This is a genomic window from Corynebacterium sp. LaCa_23 (assembly GCF_058182375.1).
In genome coordinates this window covers 2,189,124-2,211,704 of record NZ_CP190825.1, presented here as the reverse complement: position 1 = coordinate 2,211,704, position 22,581 = coordinate 2,189,124, and the positions used below count along the sequence as shown (strand labels likewise).

Sequence of the window (22,581 nt, the reverse complement as noted above, 5' to 3'; positions counted from 1 at the left end):
GATGTGAACAACAAAAGTGACAATTAAAAGGAGTCGGGGCAATGTCTGAGGAGACCGGCCGCAAAGAACCCATGAGCCGGGGCAAGATTATCGGATTTATCGTCTTGGTAGTAGCCGTAATTCTGGTGCTAATCCAGTTGGCGCTGTATTTAACCAGCGATAAGGAGGGGGATGAGGGTGATGTGGGGGCATCGGCAAGCGCGTCTGTGAGCGCACCGGCAGACAAAGATGCAGGCGCTGCGGACAAGCCCGATGCCTTCGTCGATGATTCGGGCGCGCAGGAGCACGAATTCGAGCCGGCCCCGGGCGAATTCCACGGCTTTGAAGGCATGTCCGTGGGCATCGACGGAGACTACGCGGCCGTGGACCCAGTACAGGTCACGGACCAAGGCGTGCTCTTGCCGCCACACGATGTCTCCCGCCTGGGCTGGTACTCCGCCTCGGCTGTGCCGGGTGATCCGGGCAATGTGGGCTCGAGTGTGATTACCGGCCACATTAACTATCAGGGCCAAGGCACCGGCTATGCGGAGAAATTCACCCACTTGCAGCAGGGGCAGGAGTTCACCGTGGTCATCGATGGGCAGGAACGCACCTTTCGCGTGGCGGAGAAGCCGTACCGCCTGGCCAAGGGCGCGGATATGCCCGAGGTGGTTAACGATAGGGACGGTGTCAACCGCTTGGTCCTAATCACCTGCGGCGGCCAGTTCGTCGGCGGTGCACTAGGCTATGAGGACAACATCATTACCGTGGCAGAGCCAGTCGATGCCCCGGTCCCACCGGAACAGGCGCAGGCATAGCTTGTAGCCCTGTGGCTTAGAAGCGCCCGGCTCGAGGAAGAAGATCCTCGGCCGGGCGCTTGCGTTTGTGCACTTCACGCATGTGCGTCCAGGCTGCGGCGGGCATCTATGAAATAATTTGGGGAAGTATCTGCTGCTAGGAGCGGAATTAAAGGAGCAAAGTCATGGATATTCCAGGCAAAATCGCCGGTCATATCGGCACGCCGCTGACGGGCAATGCCACGAAGGTATTGCTGCTCGGCGCGGGCGAGTTGGGAAAGCAGCTGGCTATTTCCTTCCAGTCCCTGGGCCTTGAGGTCCACGCGGTGGATAAGTACCAGGGGGCGCCGGCGCACCAGGTCGCGCACTATAGCTATGTCGCGGATATTACTGACGCCGCGCAGGTATCGGAATTAGTGCAGCAGATTCAGCCGCACTACGTGGTACCGGAGGTCGAAATCGTTGCGGTGGAGGCCCTGGAGCAGGTCGAGCAGTCTAGCGACGCCGTCGTCGTGCCCACGGCGCGCGCCTGCGCCCTTACCCAGGACCGCGAGCGGGTGCGCGCGGTGGCAGAAGATATTGGCCTGCCGACCTCGGCCTACCGCTTTGCCACCTCGGTTGAGGAACTGGAAGAGGCGGCAACGGAGCTGGGGTTTCCGTGCATCGTGAAGCCGGACGTCTCCACCTCGGGCAAGGGCCACATGCTGGCGCGGGATGTGGAAGACGTGCGCGAGGCGTGGGAGACGGTGCGCCGCGTGTCCTCGGATTCGCAGCGCGTGGTGGCGGAGCGCTTCGTGGATTTCGACCTCGAGGTCACGCTGCTGGCCATCCGGTCCATCGATCCGGCCACGGGCAAGCTGGCCACGTGGTTTAGCGAGCCCATTGGTCACCGCCACGAGAAGGGTGATTTGATCGAGGAGTGGCAGCCCACCGGCATGAGCGAGATTGCGCTGGAGAACGCGCGGTCGGTTGCGGCGCGCATTTCCAATGAGCTGGGCGGGCGCGGCGTGTACGGCGTGGAGCTTTTCGTCGCCGACGATGATGTTTACTTTTCTTCGGTCTCCCCGCGGCCTTCGGACACGGCGATGCTTACCGCCTATACGCAGCGCTTTTCCCAGTTTGATCTGCACGCCCGCGCCATTTTGGGCTATCCCATCGACGCGACGTTGATAACCCCGGGCGCCAGCATGTTCTTGCACGCGCAGGAGCCGCTTGCCGATGTCGCCTTTACCGGCATCGCCTCCGCCCTCCACTACGCCGAGACGGACGTGAAGCTCTTTGGCAAGCCCGATGCCTATAAGGGCCGGCGCATGGGCCTTGTGACCACAACGGCGGAAACGGTGGAAGAGGCCCGCGACCGCGCCGCGTTGGCGGCGCATAAGGTGAGCGTGACCTCCACGCCTGGCCTGCTCGCGCAGGGCGGTGCGCGCGGCATCGACCCGCAGGCGGAAAACGTACCCGATATCGAGGTCGTTGAATACGAGGGCGGGGTCGAGCTCGACCCCAAGCTGACCTCAGGCGTAGACGATACCGACTAGCGCAGCGCTGGTTAGCGCTGCGGGCCGGCGTGCTTGACCATCTCGTCCCACTCGACGATCTTGATGCGCTCGCGGCCGTGGGGCTCGCCGGCGGCCTGCTCGGCGGAGTTGAGGCGGTGCCAGCCGGCCCAAGTGGTCACGGCGATATCGCGGGATTCTAGAAGATCCAGGATGTCTTGCGGATCGCGCTTGGTCGCCGGCTCTAAGTCGCCGGACTTGTAGTCCGCCAGCAGCATGGTGGTGGTGTCCTTGGCATCGGATTTGGTATTGCCAATAAGCCCCACCGGGCCGCGCTTGATCCAGCCGGTGGTGTAGAGGCCGGGCAGTTTTTCACCATCGACGTTGGCAAGCACGTGGCCGCCGTCATTGGGCATGGTGGCGGTGGTTTCGTTGAAGGGGATGCCGTCGACGGACTGTGGATGGTAGCCCACCGCGCGGTAGACCGCCTGCACGGGCCACTCGGTGAACTTGCCGGTGCCGCTTACGGAGCCATCGCCGTTGAGCTGGGTGCGCTCGGTTTTGATGGCGGTGACGTGGCCGGCATCGCCAAGCACCTCTACTGGGGACTCGAAGAAGTGGATGTAGAGCTTGTGCGGGGCATCGCCTGGCTCGCGCATGGCGTAGGACTCCAGGGTCTGGCAGACTAGGTCGGTGGACTTGGCGGCGCGGCGGGCCTCCTCGGAAGCCTCGTCGTACTCGATGTCCTCCGGGTTGACAATGACCTCGATAGTGGGGGACTCATCGAGTTCCTTGAGCTCCTTCGGCGTGTACTTGGCCTGCGCTGGGCCGCGGCGGCCAAAGACGTGGACCTCCTTGGCGCGGTTTTCCTTCAGGGAAGAGTAGACGTTGTCCGGGATTTCAGTAACAAGCAGCTCGTCGGCAGTCTTGGCCAGAATGCGGGACACGTCGAGCGAGACATTGCCCACGCCCACGACGGCGACGGACTCCGCGGACAGGTCCCAGTCGCGCTCGAAGTTGGGGTTGCCGTCATAAAAGCCCACGAATTCGCCGGCACCGTAGTTGCCCTCGAGATCCTCGCCGGGGATTCCCATTTCCTTATCGGCGGTGGCGCCGGTGGCGAAGATGATGGCGTCGTAGTACTCGCGCATCTCCGTGACGGTGATGTCCTTGCCCACTTCGATATTGCCCAGGAAGCGGATTTCTTCCTTCTCCATGATGTTGTGCAGCGACTGCACGATGCCCTTAATGCGCGGGTGGTCCGGGGCAACGCCGTAGCGAATCAAACCAAAGGGCGCGGGCATCTTTTCAAAGAGATCGATCTGCACGTCCACATCGGATTTTACGAGGAGGTCAGAGGCGTAAATGCCGGCCGGTCCGGAGCCGACGACGGCGACACGCACGGGGCTAGTCATCTGTTTAGGGTGTCCTTTCTTTAGGTTTTTCTCACATTCTACGCGGTGGCCATGCATTAATTGTCACGGTGCTCACAACCCCCAGTTTAGGAGGGCGCCGGGGCGCGGAAAAGCGGCTGATTCACGTACAGTGGAGACGTCACCACGTGCTAGTAACTGTGATGTACGGCATAATGTTACGGCGCGTGTTCCCAGAGTTCCCCGTGACGGTAAAGGAAAGGTAATCCGCATGTCTGCATCCCAGTCCACAGTGTTAAGCTCCATCGGCCGCGGCTTCGATGGCCTCGATATTCCCGCCTTGGCGAATAGCCTTGGCGCTGAATTGCTCCGCTTAGAAGATTTTGATCCCACCGTGGCGGATGTTTTGGCCAACGCGCCCACCGCCACTGCCGATGCCCTCCTGGTCCAAGGCACCGGCGAGATCTCCTTCGATGCGGAGGTCGCCGCCGCGCTGGGCCTGCCGCTGGTTATCATCTCCGGCGCCCCTGAGCGCGCGGCGGAGCTGGCGCAGCGCAAGGCCGAGTCCCTTGGAGCCACCGTGGCCGGCGTTTTCACCGATCTGGAGGCCGTGCCAGGTGCGTTGCAGGCCGCTGAGGAGACCGCGCCTGTCATGTCTGCGGACCTCTTCCAGAAGCAGCTCATCGACCAGGCCCGTTCCACCGGCTCCCACATCGTCCTGCCCGAGGGCGATGATGATCGCATCCTTGAAGCCGCCGATGCCCTGCTGCGCGATGAGGTCGCCCGGCTGACCATCTTGGGCAAGGAATCCGATATCCAGGCCCGCGCCAAGGAGCTGGGGCTGGATATTTCGGGCGCCGATATCATCGACCACCTGGAATCGCCGCTAGCAGAGGAATTCGCCGCGGACTTCGCGGAGCTGCGCAAGAAGAAGGGCGTGACCCTGGAGCAGGCCCGCGAGACCATGCAGGACATCTCCTACTTTGGCACCATGATGGTGCACAAGGGGCTTGCCGATGGCATGGTATCCGGCGCCGCCCACACCACCGCCCACACCATTAAGCCGTCCTTCCAGATCATCAAGACCAAGCCGAATGCCTCGGTGGTCTCTTCCATCTTCCTGATGGTCATGCGCGGGCGCCTGTGGGCCTTCGGCGACTGCGCCGTGAACCCAAACCCCACCGCGGAACAGCTGGGCGAAATCGCCGTGGTCTCCGCGCAAACCGCGTCCCAGTTCGGCATCGACCCGCGCGTAGCCATGCTGTCCTACTCCACCGGCGCTTCCGGCACCGGCCCGGATGTCGAGCGCGCCATTGCGGCCGTCGAGGCTGCCAACAAACTCGACTCCTCGGTGAAGGTCGATGGTCCGCTGCAGTTCGACGCCGCCTGCGATCCTGGCGTTGCCGCAAAGAAGATGCCGGATTCCGATGTCGCGGGTAAGGCCAATGTTTTCGTCTTCCCCGATCTGGATGCCGGCAATATTGGCTACAAGACCGCGCAGCGCACCGGCGGCGCCTTGGCCGTGGGCCCCATCCTGCAGGGCCTGAACAAGCCGGTCAACGATCTGTCCCGCGGCGCTACCGTTCCGGACATCATCAATACCGTTGCCATTACCGCTATCCAGGCTGGAGAGAAATAAATGTCATACGTACTGGTCCTTAACTCGGGATCCTCGTCCATCAAGTTTCAGCTGGTGGACCCAACCGCTAGCGCCACGGACGATCCACTTGTCTCCGGCCTAGTGGAACAAGTTGGCGAGCCGAGCGGCGCCATTACCATCAAGGTCGGTGGGGAAAAGTTCACCGAGGAACTGGAAGTTCCCGATCATTCCTTTGGCCTAAAGCGCGCCTTCGACCTGATGGATGATCATCAGGTGGGGACGAAGGACGTCGATATCATCGCCGTGGGCCACCGCGTCGTACACGGCGGCCGTCTCTTTTCGGAGCCACAGCTCATCGAGGATCAAATTGAATCGATGATCGAGGACCTCATCCCACTGGCCCCGCTGCACAACCCGGCCAACCTGGACGGCATCCGCGTGGCGCGCAAGATCCTGCCGGATATTCCCCACGTGGCGGTCTTCGATACCGCCTTCTTCAATACCCTGCCGCCGGCCGCAGCGCTTTATGCCATCAATAGCGAGGTCGCCTCCAAATACGATATCCGCCGCTACGGTTTCCACGGCACCTCCCACCAGTTCGTCTCCCAGCAGGTGCCGAAGATCTTGGACCGCGATCCGGAGCATACGCACCAGATTACGTTGCACCTGGGCAATGGCGCTTCGGCAGCAGCCATCCGCAATGGCCGTGCCATCGATACCTCGATGGGCCTTACCCCGCTGGCCGGCCTCGCCATGGGTACGCGTACCGGCGATATCGACCCAGGCATCATCTTCCACCTGGTGCGACAGGCAGGCATGAGCATCGACGACATCGATAAGCTGCTCAATAAGCAATCCGGTGTCAAGGGCATCGCGGGCGTTAATGATTTCCGTACGTTGCGCGAGCACATCGATAAGGGCGATGAAGACGCATGGCTGGCGTATAACATCTACATCCACCAGCTGCGCCGCTTCATCGGTTCTTACATGATTGCCCTAGGCCGCGTGGACGCCATTACCTTCACTGCCGGCGTGGGCGAGAACGACACCGAGGTGCGCCAGGACGCGCTGTACAACCTGGATATGTACGGCATCGACTTTGATAAGGAGCGCAACCTCGTCCGCTCCGATGAGCCGCGGGTCATCTCCACCGATGATTCGCCCGTCAAGGTCTTGGTGGTTCCCACCAACGAGGAGCTGGCCATCGCGCAGAAGTCTGCGGAGGTTGCCGCCAAGGCGCGCGAGGAAGGCCTATTTAAGTAGGCCAATTAAGTAGCCACTAGAAGGTGGTGATGGGCCGGACCTGGTTGGCCAAGTCCACCAGCGCATAGCGGTGGCGGCTAAACGGGGCCTGGCGGGCAAGGGCCCGCAGGGTCTCGGCCAGGCCGGTGCGCAGGCCGCGCTGGGTAAAGGCGTACTCGAAGAGATCGTTGGGCGAGGACGCCCGCGCGAGATCGGCGTTGCGCAAAAAGTTCAGTCCCGCGGAGATGACGGCGATCTTGATTTGGAGGAAGCGCGGCTCGTTGGTGGGGACTTCTTCGAGGCGTCGGGCAGCGCGGCGAATGCGCGATTCCGATAGATCGTGCACGATGAGCTGCAGCACGGTGGTCAATAGCGCCATACGGAAGTGCCGCGAGGCATTGGGCACCTTATCCAAGGTGGCCACGGACAACTCCACTTGTTCTTCCGCGCGCAATTGGCGGGCGAGGCCAAAAGCGGAGGACACGGTCGTGGGGTTGGTGGCCCAGACGATGCCGTACAGGCGCATGGAATTAAACCGCAGCGCGCTCGGGTCTTGGGTGATGTGGGACCAGATCTCGGGCTGGCCCGCAAAGGCGGAAGAGGGGAGATCCGCCAGGGTGGAGTAGAGGTTGGAGCAGGCGCGGGCTACGGTGGCATCGATAAGCGATGTTTCACTGTAATCAATCTGCTGCAGGATGAGCTCATTGATGGCCGCGATGGCGAGCTTGGGGGCGGCCTCGCCGGGCAATAAATCGAGGACTGTGGCGAAGTATTCCTGCGCATCGATGTAATCATCGTGCAAGAGCTCGGTGATGCCGGCGTACCACTGGTAGCGCCAGTCTTGGCCCAGGCGGTCCTCGATGGAGCCTAACCACTGGCGGGCCTCGTCGGTATAGCCCAAATCAATCATGGAACGCACCACGCCGAGGGGAATCTCGGCGGAATGCTCGTATTCCGGAGTCCGCATGGCTTGGCGCAGGGTCTCGAGGGCTTCCTGCGGCTCGGCGTAGGACGTACCTTGCAGCAGGCTGGCGCCGACATCGTCGCGGTCTACCAGGGGTGTTGGCAAGGCGGAGACGACCTCGGGGGCGGTGATTTGGATGGTGCGGTCGATGCCATCGATAAGCTGATCCGTGCGAAAGACCAAGTGCTTGGTGCCGAAGGTGGTACGTTGCGGCGAGAAGAGCGAATGCTGGGAGGGGTACTGGCGGCCGTCGCGGATGGCGAGGACCTCGCGCAGCACGCCGTAGAGCTGAGTGCGCAGCTCCTTGATGGAGCTAAACCGGCGCTGCGGGTCGCGGTGGGTCGCGCGCAGCAGCAGGCGGTAGAGGGAGAGGAAGCGGCGCAGCTCCGGCTCCTTGGAAGGGTTGGGGATTCCAGGGAGGAAGACGCCGTCCTCGCTGGGCAGCTTGAGGCATAGCGCGGCCAGGGTGCGGCCGATGGTGTAGATATCGCTGGCGATGGACGGCCCCTTGGACGCGACCTCCGGGGCCTGGAAGCCCTGGGTGCCGTAGATAAACCCGAACGCCCCGATGCCGGAGACCGCACCCAGGTCAATGAGCTTGACCTGGTCCTCGGTGACGATGATGTTATCCGGCTTCAGGTCGTTATAGACCACGCCGCGCGAGTGCAGGTACTCCAGCGCAGGCAGGATTTCCAGGATATAGCCAATGGCAATGTCAACGGGCAAAAGCTCGTTGGGCTGTTTATTGCGCCTGCTTCTTAGCGATGGCCCGCCCACGTACTCCATGACTATGAATCCACCCGGCACGCGGTCATCGTCGATAAAATTAAAAATCTTGACGATGCCCGGGTGGGTAATGTCTGCCAGAAACTCGCGCTCCGCCTCGGCAGCGGCCGTCTCATCGGCGGACTTTTGGGCCTGCATGCCCTTGAGCACCACCACGCGCCCGGAGACATAGTGGTCATTGGCCAGGTAAATCCAGCCCATGCCCCCGTGGGCGATGACGCCGAGGATTTCGTATTGCTCCGCGACCATATCGCCCGGTTCCAGCTGCGGCGGCGGAACCTTTTTGCCCTTGATCTTCTCTTTGGGGTCGATGAGGGCGGCGGTGGGATCGGCCGGGGTGATAAACGGCAGGCGCACCATGCCATCGGCAACCGGCCGCTCGGTGCGCTGCGTGCCGCGGCGCTCGCGGAAGGTATCGATCGCCTGCCGGCGCGAGCGTTCCGAGGACTTTTCCTGGGCCGTTTTCTCATCGCGTTCGCTCTCGCGCTGAGCACGGATATTCTCTAAGTCCGCGAGCAGGCTGGAGAGGTGATCCGGGTCGATGGAACCGTCGTCGTCTTCATCGTCATCGGCGAAAGGATCAAAGGCCACCGCCGAAGTCCCCGGATCCCCGCGGTGCTCGATGGGTTCGCTCGCGAATGGGTCATACGCCACGGCCGCCGTGCCCACTCCGCCGGTATCGCCGGCGTTGCCGCTCTCGTCGGCGGTGTTTCCGTTTCGCGCACCCTGGGCCGCGGTATCCTGACCAGCCGTGCTTTGGCCCGCCGTCCTTTGGCCTGCCGTCCTTTGTCCAGCTGTGCTTTGACCCGCCGTGCCCTGGGCAGCAGTGCTAGGGCCAGTCGTGCTGCCGTCCGTTGTTTGCCTGCTCGTTGCCTCCGTATCCGGGAAGGCAGCGGCGGGGGCTGTGCCAGGGACCTGCGCTGCGGCGGTATCGACATCAGCTTCGCTAGTGCCATTGTCGCTAGCACCAGCGTTGTGAGCGGTGGCCGAGGTGTCGGCCCCGACGTCGCGGTTGGCAGGCCTGCGGTTGGCAGCGTTGGTGCTCGCGGTGGGGGAGTCCGCGCCGGCGTTGGCAGCGGCGGTATCCGAGCCAGCGGCGGCGTTGGCGGCGTTGGCGGCGTTGGTGTCAGCGTCATCGGCTGTGCTGGCTGTGTTGGGGGAATCGGCGGCGTCGCGATCGCGGTCCTGGCTGCGGTCTGGGTTGGAGTCTTGGTCGCGGTCCCGGTCGGGGTCAGCGTCGCGGTAGGAGGCCTTGGTGGGCTGCCGGAATTGGCGCTGGGTATCGAGGTTTTCGGGCTCGAGGTATTCGAGCTCGTCTTCGCTGAAATTCGGGTTATGGTTCATGACTTATCTTCCTCGATGTATGTACCCGACGGCAGGGTGGGCTCGTCTAGGTAAGCGCCTAGCCACCTGTCAAAGATGTCGGACCACGTCCCGTCGCGGCGGATGCGCTCTAAGGTGGAATTGACCTGGCGCAGCAGCGGGCGGGTGTCATGATCCTTGTTGGGAAGGCGCGCGGCAACGCCGTAGTTCTCGGTATTTAGCGGCTCGCCCACGATGGAGGTGTAGGAATCCTGCGCGGCCATGCCGGACAGCAGGGCATCATCAACCACCACGCCATCGGCTTGGTTGAGCTGCAGCGCCATGAGGCAATCGCCCCAGGAACGGGTGATGAGGATATCGGACTGGGGGGCGCGCTCGCGGATGGTATCCAGCGCGGTGGACCCGCGCACCCCGCACAGCCTCTTGCCATCGGCGTCATCGATGGAATTCATCCCGGAGCTGGTGAGCACCAGCATGCGGGTCTGCGTGGTCATATAGGGGATGGAAAAGGCCACTTCCTTCTCGCGCTCGGGGCTAATGGTCATGGTGCGCACGATGATATCGACGGTGCCATTATCCAGCGCGGCGGTGCGGTCGGAGGATTCGACGAAGCGGAAATCCACCTTATTGGGATCGCCAAAGATATCGCGGGCAATCTCGTGGGCGATATCAACCTCGAAGCCGCGGACATCGCCGGAGGCGGCATCGCGGTAGCTCAGCAGGTTATTGGAGCGGTCCACGCCCACGATAAGGCGCCCGCGCTTGACGATGTCCGGCACCCGCTCCTTCGCCGTTTGATCATCCGGCCGGTAGGTGCCTTTGAGCTTGGTATCGTCTTCCTGCTTGGGGGCGTTGGTGCCGGCCTCTTCGATGGTGGAGCCTTCCGGCAGCGGCGGGCCGGGGCTGGCATCGAGCGCCTGCTGTTCGGGCGATTCCAGCGGCGGGACGGAGCGAATATCGCAGCCGGCCAGCGCGAGGATGCTGCAGGTGGCGACGATGGCGGTCAGGGGTGCTGTAAGCCGTGCTCGGTAGCGCATTAGAGGTACTCCTGCAGTCGGGGACGAATGCCCAGCCACACCGCGAAGATGGCGCACAGGGTGAGCAGGAAGACAGCGGAGGAGACCGCGGTCATGGCGGTCAGTCCGCGCTCTAAGTAGGTGCGCATGGCGATGCGCGCCTGGCCGATGAGCTCTGAAAGCTCGCTATCGAGCTCGTTGAAGGACTGCGCGGCGGTGGTCTCGCCATCCTCGGGATCGGTGATGGTGGCTTGGTAGACGGCTTCGTCATAGTCGCCCTCGCTCAGCGCTTCCATGAGCTTTTCGTGCGAGTCTTGCCACTTTTCGGTGGCGGCGCGGGCGCTGTGGATGAGCTCGGGATCGTTGACCTCGACGTCATCGTCGTGCAGCGCGCTTTCATAATCCCCCAACGCCTTCTCGATGGATTCGACGGATCCGGAAAATCGCTCGAGCGTATCTTCCTCAGAGGAGCGCAGCACCAGCGCGAGGGTTTCTGAGGTGCGGGCCTGCTGGGCCTCAATGCGCGAGGCCGTTAGCGAATCCCAGGGGCGCGAGGCGGTTTCAAAGCCCTGGTGGCCGGTGGACCAGGTCGCCAAGTTAGACAGTGCGACCCAGAAAATGGCCAAGAAGAGCAGCACCGTTGCGGTTAAAAAGCCGCGGTTAAACCGGCGGCGGGTCTGGCGCCACAGCCACCACTGCGCCACGATGAGGAAGAAGACCGCAGCCAAAAGGCCAGATAGCGGCACCCACTGCGGCGAGGTGAGCTTTTGCTGCTGCTGGTTGACCTTCGCAGTGGTCAGCTGGAATAGCTCAGAGGCTGCCGGCAGGATGTGCTCGCGCATGAGCGAGGAGGCATTGGACATATAGGAATTAGCCACGGCATTGCCGGCGCGGTGGTTCGAGCGCGCCTTTTCAATCATCGCGGTATAAATGGGCAGCTCGCGCTGGATGAAGGTAACGAGGTCGCGCACGCGGGCATCGTCAGGCGTGGTGCCCAGCACGGATTCGGTCGCAGCAATGGAGGCGGCATCGATGGCATCGTTATAGCGCTCGCGGTTGCCCTCTGATTCCACGCCGGCCTGCACGAATCCGGTGGTCGCGATGGTATCTGCCACCGAAAGGGAGCTATAGAGGTGGTGGGCCGCATTGGACATCGGCTCAGTGGTATTGAGAAGCTCGTCGAGGTCGGAGTGGCGGGCGGCGGAAGATTGGGACATCGATAAGCCGGCGGCCCCCAAAGCCACTGTGAGGATCAGGGTGACGGTAAAAAGCTTGCCCGGGGTAGTGGAAGCGAAGTAATAAAACCGCCGCAGCAGGCGCGCCGGGCCCGCGAACCATTCCATGGCGCGGTGGGTCAGCCCGCTTAGGGCCGGGCGAGAGGGCGCGGTAACCTCATCCAGCCAGTGATCGCTGGGGTGAGCGTCCTCATCGCGCTCTGACTCTACCCGCACTGCCTGCTCAGTCATTCACTTAGAATAACGCCCCCAGTGTGCTGGGCGCCACCATTTACCCGCGTGTGTGGCTAGGATAGGAAATATGCATAACCCTCACAGTGGAGACGGCTGGGCGGCGGGCCCCAGTGGCATTCGCGTATGGGGAAAATTCGGTGCCGCCGGCCTCTTCCTCGTCGCCGGGCGCGAGGTGCTGCTGCAACACCGCGCCGCGTGGACCAATAACGGCAATACCTGGGGGATTCCCGGCGGGGCGCGGGACTTACAAGAAAGCCCCACCCAGGCCGCGTTGCGGGAAACGCACGAGGAATGCGCCATCGCGCCTGCCGATGTCGAGGTGCTCGAGACCCAAGTTACGGCCGGGCCCTATCCACCGGCGGGGGATTTGCCGGGGGAGTGGACCTATACCACCGTGCTGGCGCGCACCCGCAGCGGCCTGCGCCTGCCCACCACCGCCAACGAGGAATCCCACGAGCTGCGCTGGGTGGGCCTAAATGAGGTGGAAAAATTACCGCTTATCGCGCCATTTCGCCACGCCTTTCCCGCCCTGCGGCGGCGGGTGGAAAAATTGAACCGGTAAGGTATCCAAAAATATGGCATTCTAGTGCTCATGATTGAAGTACAAGGACTGACTAAGGATTACGGGTCTGTCCGCGCCGTTGAGGATCTCACCTTCCAAGTAAAGCCCGGTGTGGTCACCGGCTTCTTGGGTCCCAATGGTGCCGGCAAATCCACCACCATGCGGATGATCGTGGGCTTGGACGAGCCCACGGCCGGTGAGGTCCGCGTCAACGGCAAGCACTACCACGATCTCGCGCACCCGCTGCGTGAGGTGGGCGCGCTTTTGGATGCGAAGGCGGTGCATCCCAACCGCACGGCCGCGAATCATCTGAAGTGGATGGCGGCGGCTAACGGCATTCCCACCTCCCGCGTGGATGAGGTGCTGGGGCTGGTGGGGCTTTCCGATGTCGCCGGTAAGAAAGCCGGCGGCTTTTCCCTCGGCATGGGCCAGCGCTTGGGCCTTGCGGGCGCGCTATTGGGCGATCCGGGAATCCTTATCTTGGATGAGCCGGTCAACGGCCTGGATCCAGAAGGCATCCGTTGGGTGCGCCAGCTCGTGCGCGCGCTGGCCGCAGAAGGCCGCACCATTTTGATTTCCTCCCACCTCTTGTCCGAGATGTCCCAGACGGCTGACCACCTCGTGGTCATTGGCAAGGGGAAGATGGTTGCGGATAAGCCCACCCACGAGTTCGTCCGCGGCCACTCGCAGTCCTTGGTGTATGTGCGCTCTAACCACCTTCCGGAATTCGGGGAGGCCCTCAAGAAGGAGGGCGTTTCCTTTACCGAATCCAAGGACGAGGAGGGCCGCCCGCGGCTCGAGGTCATCAACCAGACCACCGAGTTCGTGGGCGAGCTTGCCTATTCCACTGGGGTGCCGCTGCACGAGCTCACCCTGAAAAGCGCGTCGCTGGAGGATGCCTTCATGGATCTCACCGGCGATGCCGTGCAGTATCACGCCGGCACGCCTGGCGCGCAGCCAGGCCAGCCAGGCCAGCCAGGCCAGTCCGGTGGGTTCGCCCGCCCCAACGAGCAGGAGGTTTAATCCGCCATGTTGAATATCTTGAAATCCGAGTGGATTAAGCTGCGTACCACCCGCTCCTTCTGGTGGACCACCGCACTATTCCTCCTGTTTTCGTGGGGCTGGGCCGGCACCAGCGCCGCGTTGATGGAGCCGCTCGAGCCGGAGGCCATTGACATGGGCTTCCAACTTATTGAGCCCGAGTTTACCGTCGTATTCCTGGTGACCTTGGGCCTGCCTGTGCTGATGATTCAGGCCATCATGCTGGTGACCACGGAATATCGCTTCGGCACCCAAGCGATTACCTTCATGGCTTCCCCGCGGCGCGGGAGCGTGGCCGTGGCCAAGCTGGTCTTATACGCGGTCATCGCGGCCGTACTGACCTTCATCGGTGTGGTGGGCGCGTACCTGCTTACGGATCTGCTTGCCGATAGCTCCATTTCCGCCACCTTCGACCCCTGGAACGATGAAGTCGGCCGCGAACAGCTGTGGAAGTACCCACTGGCCGCAGCCCTTGTGGTGGCCTTTGCCCAAGGCGTTGGCATGCTCATTCGCCAGACCGCGGGTTCTGTGGCGCTGTGCCTCATCCTGTACCTGGGCGTGGACCAGATGGTCAGCATGATTCCCGTCGTCGGCGATAAGATCGGCAGCTACATGCCCTTTACCGCCTTCCAGAACTGGCTGTTCAATACCCCAGTGGATAACGCGCTGTGGACCGAGGCCGCAGGCAGTGGCGTAGTCTTCTTTATTTGGGCCGCGGTCCTATGGGGCGCTGGCGTCTTCGTGCTGCACAAGCGCGATGCTTAACCGCTGCGCCCTAGGGTTGCTCCCTAGTTAGGGAGCAACGGATTCCTTGGGCGAGGCGGTTTTAGGGGCGGGGAAGGATTCGGGGTTGGGAGGGGCATCGGCAAGCAGAGCTTATTGCAGGGCCGAGGTCAGCCGCATGACGTTATCGATATAACGGCGCACGAACCCGCGCTGGTTCCACTCCTCGAGGGTGAGCTCGTGGCAGACCGCGCGGTAATTGGCGGCGAGCTGGTTGAACTGGGCGAGGAGATCGCCCTTGGCCACGAGCATGGTGGTCTCATAGTTGAGGCCGAAGGAGCGCGGATCCATATTGGACGAGCCGAACATGCACAGCGGATTGAACTCTTGGTCATCCGGATCCGTGATGATGAACTTGGAGTGCAAAACATAAGGGTAGGGGAATTGGTAGATATGCACCCCGGCCTCAAGCAGCGCCTGGTAATACGAGGACTGGGCGTGGTTGACCATGAATTGGTCCGCGGTATCGGAGACATAAAGCTCCACATCCACCCCGCGGTAGCAGGCGGTGGTCACGGCCTCTAAGAGGGATTCATCCGGCACGAAATACGGCGAGCACAGCACTAGGCGCTGCTTGGCGTGGTGTACCAGGGAATTAAACATGCGCAGGTTGGGCTCGGTGGTATAGCCGGGCCCGGATGGGATCATCTGCAGGTAGTTGGCGTCGACGGTTTGGGCATCATCGTAGGGCAGCTCATCGAGCGGGAGGTTCTCGCCGGATTCGGTGTACCAATCCACCGCGAAGACCGCGGTCATGGCGGTGACGATGGGGCCAGATAGCTCCACCATGTAATCGATCCAAAAGCGGTCAGTGGTCTTATATTGGCGCTTGATCAGGTTGATGGAACCGATAAAGCCGACCTCGCCATCGATAATGACGAGCTTGCGGTGGTTGCGCAGATCCGGGCGGCGGAAGCGGCCCTTGTGCAGCTGGATGGGCAGCATGAGGCGCCAGTCCACGCCGATGTCTGTCAGTTTGTCCCCCAGCGAGGAATAACCCTTGTACTTAAAACTGCCAATCTGATCCAGTAGCAGGCGGACCTTGACGCCGCGGGCGGTGGCGCGGGCGAGGGCCTGGAAAAACACATCCGTGACCTCGTCCCAGGACTGGATATAGACCTCGATGGAGACGTACTTTTCGGCGCGGTCCACGGCCGCGGCGATGGAGCGAATGCATTCATCGTAATCCGCATGCAGGCCTAGGTTGTGGCCAATGAGCGCTGGAAAGCCGGTTAACTCGCGGTTGAGCTTGATGACGGATTCCACCTCGGCTGACAGGATGCCCTTGGGGTGGTCCGGGGTGCGGGCGGAAATATCCTCGAGGCGCTCATTGGCCTCTTGCTGGATGCGGTGGCGGCGCCGGTTGATATACGGCGAGCCCATGAGCAAAAACAGCGGCAGGCCGATGACGGGCAGCACCAGAATAGCCAGCAACCACGCCGTGGAATTGGAGGGCCGGCGGCCTTCTGGCACGAAGCCGACGGCGATGATCTTGATGGAATAATCAACGATGAGGAAGGCCAGCTGCCAGAAGCTGAGATCGAGCGACCAGGTCATTTAACGCACGGAATCGAAATCGGGCAGATCGAAATCTGCATGAAGCGGGCAGTGATCGGAGGTCTTTTCGCCGGCGCGCTCCTCCATGTCTACGCGGGCGCCGGTGACGTGCTTGGCCAAAGGCGGCGAGGCCAGCTGGAAATCGATGCGCATGCCCTCGTTCTTGGGAAAGCGCATCCCCTTGTAATCAAAGTAGGTATAGCGCTGGTCCTCGGTAAACCGGCGCGTGACCTCCTCGAGGCCGGCCTCCTCAAGCATCTGGAAGGCGGCGCGCTCGGGTTCGGTAACGTGCGTCTTGCCGCGGAATGCCTCGATATCCCATACGTCTTCATCGCGCGGGGCGATATTGAAATCGCCGGTTAAAAGCAGCTTGGATTGGGCGCGGCCGGCGGCGTAGCGGGCGAGCTGGTAGAGAAAGTCCAGCTTGTAGTCATAATGGCGGTCAGTGATCTCGCGGCCGTTGGGGATATACAGCGACCAGATTTCTACCCCGCGGATGCGCGCACCAAGCGCCCGGGCCTCGCGGTCCTGGGGCTTTTCTGGGTCCTTGGCAAAGCCAGGCTGGTGGGGGAATCCGGTAAAGACTTCTTCCGGTTCCTCCTTGGAAATGATGGCCACGCCATTCCACTGGTTCAGGCCATGGCAGGTGACGTGGTAGCCGGCGTCCTCGAAGGCCTCGCGGGGGAATTTATCGTCCTTGACCTTCGTCTCTTGTAAGCACAGCACGTCGATGTCGTGCGTGTGGAGAAGGTCCAGCGCCCGCTGGGCGCGGGTGCGAACGGAGTTGATATTCCACGTGGTGATGCGCATGGATAATACAGTACCGCGCGGGCAATGGCCCGGACTAGTCCAGGCCGCGGGCGGCGGGCTAGTCGCGCAGCCGGGCGTAGATCTGGCGGTGTTGCTCGATGAACCCCAGCTTTTCGTACAGGCGAATGCCGGCGGTATTAGAAGCCAGGACATCGAGGTAGGCGTGCTTCGCGCCCTGCTCGCGCCCCCAGCGCAGCATGTGCTGGCCCAAAAGCGCTCCTAAGCCCTGGCGGCGGTGCGCGGGCGATACCTCCACGGCGGAGTATCCCAGCCAGGCGGTGCCGTCGCCGGATTCGGTGATGGTGCCGCGGGTGATGGCGACGGTCTCGCCGTCAATAACGAGCCGCCCAAAGCCCATCGTGCCCTCGATGCGGGCGCGCAGGTACTCCAGGGCCTCGGCGGGCAGCGCCTGGCCGCGGAAGTGGTACATCTGCAGCCATGCGTCATCGGGCTGGGCATCGATGCGAAACTCCGCGCCGCTGGGGTGGGACCCCGGGGCCTCGGCGGAAAGGTCTGCGAGATCGCGCAGGACCATGACGAGGATTTCGGGTTCGGTGTGCCAGGTGGCATCGGCAAGCAGGCGCTCTGCAGGCTTGCCAATGCGCTCCGGGATAAGCAGGCGCACCGGGAGATCGTGGCGGCGGTAGAACTCCGTGATTTCCGCGAGCGGCACCGGGTTGAAGCCCGCGGAGGGCCCGAGCGGGACGGCGGAATTGGACCGGCCCGTTACGCCATCGCCGGCGCGCATGAGCCAGGAACCGTCCGCGGTCCACGTGTGCTCCTTGCCGGGAAAGGCCTGGGCGGTGGCGTATTCGACGGCGCGGATATCGGAATTGCGCACCATGCGCGGCGAAAGGCGCTTGATAATCTTCAGCTGCTCGGGCGCGATCTCCACGGCCTCGAGATCGGAAGGGTAGCCGCCGACCTGCTGCGGGCGGATGACCAGCGGCTCGAGGCTGAGGACATGGCCGATGACATCGCTATGCACCCCGCCGAAATCGCGCCGGGCCACGACGCGATCGCCTACCTGCACGTCATCGGAGCGAAAGATGCGGGACATGATTAATCGTCGTGTCCGAAGGGGTCTTCGTCCTCGCCCGGCATCCAGGAGTAGCCCGGCTCGGTCCAACCATTGCGCTTAATGGCCTTCTTAGCCTGGCGCTTGTAGCGGCCGATGAGGGTATCGGTGTACACGTAGCCATCGAGGTGGCCGGTTTCGTGCTGCAAGCAGCGGGCGAAAAAGCCGTAGCCTTCCACGGTGATATCGTTGCCGTGCTCGTCCTTGCCGGTCACGCGCGCCCAGTCGGCGCGGCCGGTGGGAAAGCCCTCGCCCGGCACGGAGAGGCAGCCTTCGTCGTCGGAGCCGTCATCGGCAGGCATGGTCTCTGGAATCTCGGAGGTCTCCAGCACCGGGTTGATAACACACCCCTTGCGCATGCCGGCCTTATCCGCGGGCAGCTCGGTGCCGTCCGGGCCTTCGGTATCGGGGCAGTGGTACACGAAGAGCCGCTTGCCGATGCCCACCTGGTTCGCAGCCAAGCCCACGCCATGGGCGACCTCCATGGTCTCGTACATGTCCGCGATGAGCTGTTGCATCTCGGGGCTGGAAATCTCGGATTCTTCCACCGGCGTGGTGGGCTGATGAAGCACGGGCTCGCCGTGGATAACGATGGGACGAATAGTCATGTTCTACAGTTTAAGCATGAACCCCTTGTCTGACCTAGACACCGCCATTTTGGACTTTGAGGAAACCGCCCCGCGCAGCATTGGCCGCAAGGAAGAGGCCATTCGCGCGCAGCTGGATATCTCGCCGGTGCGTTATCACCAACGGTTGAACCTGCTTCTTGATGCCCCCGCTGCCGCCGAATCCCATCCCCTCTTGGTGGCCCGGCTAAAGCGCCTGCGGGAGGAGCGCGAAAATACGCGGCGCGCCGCGCGGGGAAATACCCCACCGCGTTAGAACCTGCTACTAGTGTTACTGAAGTGACTAAAGAGAATCCGGATAATCTATACGACCAGCAATTCGACGACGCCGCCGGCGATGCCGCCGCGGCCGATTACGGCGATGCTTACTATGACGACGCCTACGACGGCGATTATGACGCCGCTTATGACGATGGGGTAGGCGGCGAGGACGCTGCCGCTGCTGCCGGCGCCGGAGCAGGCGCCAGGGCTGCTGCGGCCCGAACCGGCGGCGGTGGGGGAGGAGCCCACGCCAAGAAGGGCGGTTTACCACTGCGCGGGCTCGCCATGGTGCTTATCGCCGTGGCCGTGATGCTTGGCCTGTGGGGCCTTTATGCCATGACCTCGGAGGACGATGATTCGACCGTCGCTTCCGATTCCGAGCAGTCGAAGTCAGACGGCTCCGCCAATGGCGGCCAAGAAGGCAACGGCGCCGGCGGCCCTGCCGCGGATGGCGCGCGCGGCGATGGTTCCCGTGCCGATGGCGCCAATAACCAGCCGCCTCGCGAGGGTGAGAACGCGCACCCGAACGGCGGCGCCGAGGGCGAGGCTAACCGCGACGCCAACCGCGATACCGGCGCGCGCGATCAGCACGGTGAAGGCCGCGCCGGGGATGAAGCCCGGGCCGGCGGCAATGATGCGCCGTCTGCCGCGCGCGACCGCAATGACATTAAGGTCAGCGTTCTTAATAATTCCGGCGAATCCGATAAGGCCAAGAACGAAGCCGATGTGTTGAAGGACGGCGGCTTCAAGGTGGGCTATGTGGGCAACCTGCCAGGCGACGTTTTGACCGTGCCCAAGACCACCGTCTTCTACCCTGAGGGCGATGCCTCCGCGGAGTCGCTGGCTAAGGAGGTAGCCGCGCGCTACCAGGCAGAAGTAAAGCCCATGAATAAGGACCTGCCCAAGGAAGCCACCGAGGACGGCGCCGTCGTGGTCGCTCTCGCCGTCCCCCAGGCCTAAATAAAATTCATGGAATATTACCTGCCACCCGTTAAGCTGGACCAGTGAAGATTCCGGCAGAAGTATTCGCCCGTTCCCCCGAGCCCACGCTCGGGGTGGAATGGGAAGTCGCGCTCGTGGACCGCGACTCGCGCGATCTCGTCCCGCGCGGGGCTGAGCTGATCGATCTCGCCACTGCCGCCCACCCCGATATTCACGTGGAAAAGGAATTCCTGCAGAATACGGTGGAACTAGTCACGGGCATTTGTACCACGGTGCCGGAAGCCATGGCGGAGCTAGAAACTTCGCTGGCCGCCGTGGAGGAAGCCGCGGATAAGCTCGGCATCGATGTGTGGGCCTCAGGCGGGCACCCGTTTACGGATTTCCGGGAAAACCCGCTGTCAGATAAACCCAGCTATCAAGAGATCATCGCCCGCACCCAGTACTGGGGCAAGCAGATGCTGCTATGGGGCACCCACGTCCACGTGGGCATCAGCCACGAGGATCGCGTCTGGCCCATCATCAATGCGCTGATGACAAAGTACCCCCACCTCTTGGCTATCTCTGCCTGCTCGCCGGGGTGGGAAGGCTTGGATACGGGCTACGCCTCCAATCGCACGATGCTCTATCAACAGCTGCCCACCGCCGGCATGCCCTACCAGTTTTTCACGTGGGGCGAGTGGCAGTCCTATATGCGGGATCAGGCTATCTCCGGGGTCATTAACCACACCGGCTCGATGCACTTCGATATCCGCCCAGCCTCGAAGTGGGGCACCGTGGAGGTGCGCGTATCCGATGCCACCTCGAATCTGCGGGAGCTCTCCGCCGTCGTCGCGCTCACGCACTGCTTGGTCGTGCACTATGACCGCATGATCGACGCGGGCGAGGAGTTGCCCGTCTTGCAGCCGTGGCACGTGGCGGAAAACAAATGGCGCGGGGCGCGCTACGGCATGGATGCCCTCGTTATTACCTCGCGCGACACCGACGAGGCTTGGGTCAAAGATGAACTGGCCCAGATGGTAGAAGAGCTCACTCCCTTAGCCCGTGAGCTAGGCTGCGCGGAAGAGCTGGCCCTAGTGCACGAAATTATCGACGGCGGCGCCGGATACGAACGCCAACGCCGCCTCTTCCAAGAAACCGGCAGCTGGCGCGATGTCGTCGAAGAAACCTGCCGGGAGCTGCACACCTTCCGGCCGGTGCGCTAATCAGCTAACTACTAATCAGCGAACCGATGGCCAGCGCTAAGCGTGCGCGCTCAGTGACCGCACGCCTAGTGCCACACAGCAGGTAGCTATCCGCGACGTGTGCGCTGCCTAGCCGTTGTCTCGAGCGTGGCGGCCGCCGTAGGACGGGGGAGCCGGGATGTCGGTATAGCCCTCGGTGGAGGGAAACTCGCGGGTCTCGGGGTTAAAGACTGGGAACTCTGCGGTTTCATCGGCGGTGGCAGACCCCTGTGCGGCAGTGCCGGACGCACCTGTGCCGGATGCGGCTGTGCCGGTTGCGGAAACGCCAGACGCGGGAGCTCCGGCTGCTCGGGTGCGCTGCGCCTGGGAGTGCTGGGGCTGAGCGTGCTGCGGCTGGCCTTGCTGCACCGGGGCATGGTGCTGCGATTGAGCAGCGTGCTGACCAGCGTGTTGGCCGCCATGGGGGTCGCCGTGGAGGTCGTCCTCGCTGGGCTGGGTGCCGGGGATAAATCCCCACAGGGCATAAAAGGCGATGTAGAGGATGCCGGAGCCGGTGAAAAAGAGCATCGCCCAGGGCTGGAAATCCCAGTGGTTGAGCGAGCGGTTCGCGCCTTCGAGCCAGAACGCCGCGGAGACGTATGGCAAGAGCACCACGCACATGGCCGCGAAGGAGACCAGCGCTGCAACTTGCGCGCCGATGACACCGCGCAGGCGCTTGCCCAGTGCCTGGTTGACGGAGATGAGGACCACGATGGCCAGCGGGAAGACCCAGACCCAGTGGTGGTACCAGGAAAAGGGCGAGACCAAGCACGCGCTAATGCCGGCCAAGGCCATGGCGGCGGAGTTATTCTTGTGCTTCATTGCGGTGCGCAGTGCCAGGCAGGTCAGGACGAAGACGACCGCGACGGCGGCGAGCCACATCCAGCCGCCGTCGATGCCCCACGCGCGCACCATGAGCGAGCGGATGGACTGCGCGCCCGGGTTGGTGTGTTCACCCACGCGGGAGGAATTGAAGATCGCATCGGTCCAGAACACCTCGGCGTCCGGGATGGTGACGAAACCAATCGCCACGGTCACCGCGAAGGTAAGGACGCTGATGACCGCCTGCCACCAGCGTTTTTGGAATAGGAGCACCAACCCCATGAAGGCCGGGGTGAGCTTCAAACCGGCAGCGAGGCCGATGCCAACGCCGGGCAGCGCCCACTTCTTAGGAATGAGGTCGAGGGCGACCAGGAACATCAAAAAGACGTTGATCTGGCCGTAGAACAAGGTGCCGTACATCGGCTCCACAGCCGGGGCGCAGAGCACCAGCAGGATGGCGACGACCCAGGTCAGCGGCGATAGTTTGAGGCCGCGCTCGTGGAAGACCATGAGGATGACGGCCAATAAGGCAAGGATGGTGCCGCCTTGCCAGAGGATGATAAGGGGGTCATCGGCAAGCGAGGAAATCCACTTGAATAGCGTGCCGGCAAAGGGAGGGTAGGTAAAAGGTAGGTTGCCAATGTAGGCGTTGTCGTAGAGGTTGGCGCCCTCGGCCACCTCGCCGCCGGCGAGCCAGTAAATCTTCAAATCCAGCGGCACGCGCCAGATGAAGGCATTGGGACCGTCGTATTTGCTATAGCGGGAGATGCTGAAGATGAAGAAGGCAACCAAAAGGGTAGCCAGAGTAGGCAGTCCGTATAGCTTTTTCACGGT

At 62.7% G+C, this 22,581-nt stretch carries 19 protein-coding genes; 10 read left to right on the top strand and 9 right to left on the bottom strand.

Annotated features, from left to right (window positions below; genetic code table 11):
• Window positions 1-41 precede the first annotated feature (41 nt).
• Both ACP8IT_RS10540 and purT read left to right on the top strand, forming a co-directional pair.
• Window positions 42-797, top strand: coding sequence for a class F sortase (locus ACP8IT_RS10540; protein WP_490290060.1), 756 nt, complete (start codon window positions 42-44; stop codon window positions 795-797).
• A 164-nt stretch (window positions 798-961) separates the two neighbouring features.
• Window positions 962-2,314: a formate-dependent phosphoribosylglycinamide formyltransferase gene (purT, locus tag ACP8IT_RS10535; protein ID WP_490290059.1), complete on the top strand. Its 1,353-nt coding sequence runs from the start codon at window positions 962-964 to the stop codon at window positions 2,312-2,314.
• 11 nt (window positions 2,315-2,325) lie between these two features.
• Here purT and ACP8IT_RS10530 read toward each other — a convergent pair whose 3' ends face one another.
• The gene (locus ACP8IT_RS10530) at window positions 2,326-3,687 is read right to left on the bottom strand and encodes an FAD-dependent oxidoreductase (RefSeq protein WP_474896529.1); all 1,362 of its coding nucleotides are present in this window, start codon (window positions 3,685-3,687) and stop codon (window positions 2,326-2,328) included.
• Window positions 3,688-3,916: 229 nt separating this feature from the next.
• On the opposite strand from ACP8IT_RS10530, the gene pta reads away from it, so the two are divergent.
• Window positions 3,917-5,284 (top strand): phosphate acetyltransferase, encoded by a 1,368-nt coding sequence (gene pta / locus ACP8IT_RS10525; protein WP_284631631.1) that lies wholly within the window; start codon window positions 3,917-3,919, stop codon window positions 5,282-5,284.
• The gene (locus tag ACP8IT_RS10520) at window positions 5,285-6,508 is read left to right on the top strand and encodes an acetate kinase (RefSeq protein WP_490290058.1); all 1,224 of its coding nucleotides are present in this window, start codon (window positions 5,285-5,287) and stop codon (window positions 6,506-6,508) included.
• A gap of 16 nt (window positions 6,509-6,524) precedes the next feature.
• On the opposite strand, the gene ACP8IT_RS10515 is transcribed toward ACP8IT_RS10520, so the two are convergent.
• Genes ACP8IT_RS10515 through ACP8IT_RS10505 form a run of 3 tightly spaced genes read right to left on the bottom strand, consistent with a single transcriptional unit; the run spans window position 6,525 to window position 12,042 of the window.
• Window positions 6,525-9,581, bottom strand: coding sequence for a serine/threonine protein kinase (locus ACP8IT_RS10515; RefSeq protein ID WP_490290057.1), 3,057 nt, complete (start codon window positions 9,579-9,581; stop codon window positions 6,525-6,527).
• Entirely contained in the window at window positions 9,578-10,597 is a 1,020-nt protein-coding gene (locus ACP8IT_RS10510; RefSeq protein ID WP_278723213.1) for a glutamate ABC transporter substrate-binding protein, read from the bottom strand. Before ACP8IT_RS10510 ends, ACP8IT_RS10515 begins: the two co-directional genes overlap by 4 nt.
• The gene (locus ACP8IT_RS10505) at window positions 10,597-12,042 is read right to left on the bottom strand and encodes a GlnX family signal transduction membrane protein (protein WP_490290056.1); all 1,446 of its coding nucleotides are present in this window, start codon (window positions 12,040-12,042) and stop codon (window positions 10,597-10,599) included. Before ACP8IT_RS10505 ends, ACP8IT_RS10510 begins: the two co-directional genes overlap by 1 nt.
• 70 nt (window positions 12,043-12,112) lie before the next feature.
• Between ACP8IT_RS10505 and ACP8IT_RS10500 the strand changes: the two genes are divergently transcribed.
• Genes ACP8IT_RS10500 through ACP8IT_RS10490 form a run of 3 tightly spaced genes read left to right on the top strand, consistent with a single transcriptional unit; the run spans window position 12,113 to window position 14,413 of the window.
• On the top strand, window positions 12,113-12,607 hold the full coding sequence (locus ACP8IT_RS10500) for an NUDIX domain-containing protein (protein ID WP_490290055.1): 495 nt from the start codon (window positions 12,113-12,115) through the stop codon (window positions 12,605-12,607).
• Window positions 12,608-12,637: 30 nt separating this feature from the next.
• Window positions 12,638-13,630 carry an ABC transporter ATP-binding protein gene (locus ACP8IT_RS10495; RefSeq protein ID WP_237792407.1) on the top strand — a complete coding sequence of 331 codons (993 nt, stop codon included), beginning with the start codon at window positions 12,638-12,640 and terminating at the stop codon, window positions 13,628-13,630.
• A 6-nt stretch (window positions 13,631-13,636) separates the two neighbouring features.
• Entirely contained in the window at window positions 13,637-14,413 is a 777-nt protein-coding gene (locus ACP8IT_RS10490) for an ABC transporter permease (RefSeq protein WP_005284948.1), read from the top strand.
• Window positions 14,414-14,524: 111 nt separating this feature from the next.
• Here the strand turns inward: ACP8IT_RS10490 and ACP8IT_RS10485 are convergent, their stop codons facing one another.
• From ACP8IT_RS10485 to ACP8IT_RS10470, 4 genes are read right to left on the bottom strand one after another with little or no spacing between them, the layout of a single operon-like run.
• Window positions 14,525-15,988, bottom strand: coding sequence for a phospholipase D-like domain-containing protein (locus tag ACP8IT_RS10485; protein ID WP_126319854.1), 1,464 nt, complete (start codon window positions 15,986-15,988; stop codon window positions 14,525-14,527).
• Window positions 15,989-16,798 (bottom strand): exodeoxyribonuclease III, encoded by an 810-nt coding sequence (locus ACP8IT_RS10480; protein WP_490290054.1) that lies wholly within the window; start codon window positions 16,796-16,798, stop codon window positions 15,989-15,991.
• A gap of 58 nt (window positions 16,799-16,856) precedes the next feature.
• Entirely contained in the window at window positions 16,857-17,858 is a 1,002-nt protein-coding gene (locus ACP8IT_RS10475; RefSeq protein ID WP_278723219.1) for an N-acetylglutamate synthase, CG3035 family, read from the bottom strand.
• 2 nt (window positions 17,859-17,860) lie between these two features.
• A complete protein-coding gene (locus tag ACP8IT_RS10470; RefSeq protein ID WP_005284937.1) occupies window positions 17,861-18,484 on the bottom strand; it encodes a peptide deformylase in 624 nt (207 codons plus the stop codon).
• On the opposite strand from ACP8IT_RS10470, the gene ACP8IT_RS10465 reads away from it, so the two are divergent.
• From ACP8IT_RS10465 to ACP8IT_RS10455, 3 genes are read left to right on the top strand one after another with little or no spacing between them, the layout of a single operon-like run.
• Window positions 18,483-18,758 carry a DUF3263 domain-containing protein gene (locus ACP8IT_RS10465; RefSeq protein ID WP_237799576.1) on the top strand — a complete coding sequence of 92 codons (276 nt, stop codon included), beginning with the start codon at window positions 18,483-18,485 and terminating at the stop codon, window positions 18,756-18,758. The genes ACP8IT_RS10470 and ACP8IT_RS10465 overlap by 2 nt on opposite strands.
• A gap of 23 nt (window positions 18,759-18,781) precedes the next feature.
• Window positions 18,782-19,723, top strand: coding sequence for a LytR C-terminal domain-containing protein (locus ACP8IT_RS10460; protein WP_490290053.1), 942 nt, complete (start codon window positions 18,782-18,784; stop codon window positions 19,721-19,723).
• Window positions 19,724-19,767: 44 nt separating this feature from the next.
• Entirely contained in the window at window positions 19,768-20,907 is a 1,140-nt protein-coding gene (locus tag ACP8IT_RS10455) for a glutamate--cysteine ligase (RefSeq protein WP_023029269.1), read from the top strand.
• A gap of 108 nt (window positions 20,908-21,015) precedes the next feature.
• Here the strand turns inward: ACP8IT_RS10455 and ACP8IT_RS10450 are convergent, their stop codons facing one another.
• Window positions 21,016-22,578 carry a glycosyltransferase 87 family protein gene (locus ACP8IT_RS10450; protein WP_490290052.1) on the bottom strand — a complete coding sequence of 521 codons (1,563 nt, stop codon included), beginning with the start codon at window positions 22,576-22,578 and terminating at the stop codon, window positions 21,016-21,018.
• Between the last annotated feature and the right edge of the window lie 3 nt (window positions 22,579-22,581).

Bases quoted from the DNA above. Each gene is read 5' to 3' on its own strand.
- ACP8IT_RS10540 (WP_490290060.1), top strand. From the start codon at position 42: ATGTCTGAGGAGACCGGCCGCAAAGAACCCATGAGCCGGGGCAAGATT.
- purT (WP_490290059.1), top strand. From the start codon at position 962: ATGGATATTCCAGGCAAAATCGCCGGTCATATCGGCACGCCGCTGACG.
- ACP8IT_RS10530 (WP_474896529.1), bottom strand. From the start codon at position 3,687: ATGACTAGCCCCGTGCGTGTCGCCGTCGTCGGCTCCGGACCGGCCGGC.
- pta (WP_284631631.1), top strand. From the start codon at position 3,917: ATGTCTGCATCCCAGTCCACAGTGTTAAGCTCCATCGGCCGCGGCTTC.
- ACP8IT_RS10520 (WP_490290058.1), top strand. From the start codon at position 5,285: ATGTCATACGTACTGGTCCTTAACTCGGGATCCTCGTCCATCAAGTTT.
- ACP8IT_RS10515 (WP_490290057.1), bottom strand. From the start codon at position 9,581: ATGAACCATAACCCGAATTTCAGCGAAGACGAGCTCGAATACCTCGAG.
- ACP8IT_RS10510 (WP_278723213.1), bottom strand. From the start codon at position 10,597: ATGCGCTACCGAGCACGGCTTACAGCACCCCTGACCGCCATCGTCGCC.
- ACP8IT_RS10505 (WP_490290056.1), bottom strand. From the start codon at position 12,042: ATGACTGAGCAGGCAGTGCGGGTAGAGTCAGAGCGCGATGAGGACGCT.
- ACP8IT_RS10500 (WP_490290055.1), top strand. From the start codon at position 12,113: ATGCATAACCCTCACAGTGGAGACGGCTGGGCGGCGGGCCCCAGTGGC.
- ACP8IT_RS10495 (WP_237792407.1), top strand. From the start codon at position 12,638: ATGATTGAAGTACAAGGACTGACTAAGGATTACGGGTCTGTCCGCGCC.
- ACP8IT_RS10490 (WP_005284948.1), top strand. From the start codon at position 13,637: ATGTTGAATATCTTGAAATCCGAGTGGATTAAGCTGCGTACCACCCGC.
- ACP8IT_RS10485 (WP_126319854.1), bottom strand. From the start codon at position 15,988: ATGACCTGGTCGCTCGATCTCAGCTTCTGGCAGCTGGCCTTCCTCATC.
- ACP8IT_RS10480 (WP_490290054.1), bottom strand. From the start codon at position 16,798: ATGCGCATCACCACGTGGAATATCAACTCCGTTCGCACCCGCGCCCAG.
- ACP8IT_RS10475 (WP_278723219.1), bottom strand. From the start codon at position 17,858: ATGTCCCGCATCTTTCGCTCCGATGACGTGCAGGTAGGCGATCGCGTC.
- ACP8IT_RS10465 (WP_237799576.1), top strand. From the start codon at position 18,483: ATGTTCTACAGTTTAAGCATGAACCCCTTGTCTGACCTAGACACCGCC.
- ACP8IT_RS10470 (WP_005284937.1), bottom strand. From the start codon at position 18,484: ATGACTATTCGTCCCATCGTTATCCACGGCGAGCCCGTGCTTCATCAG.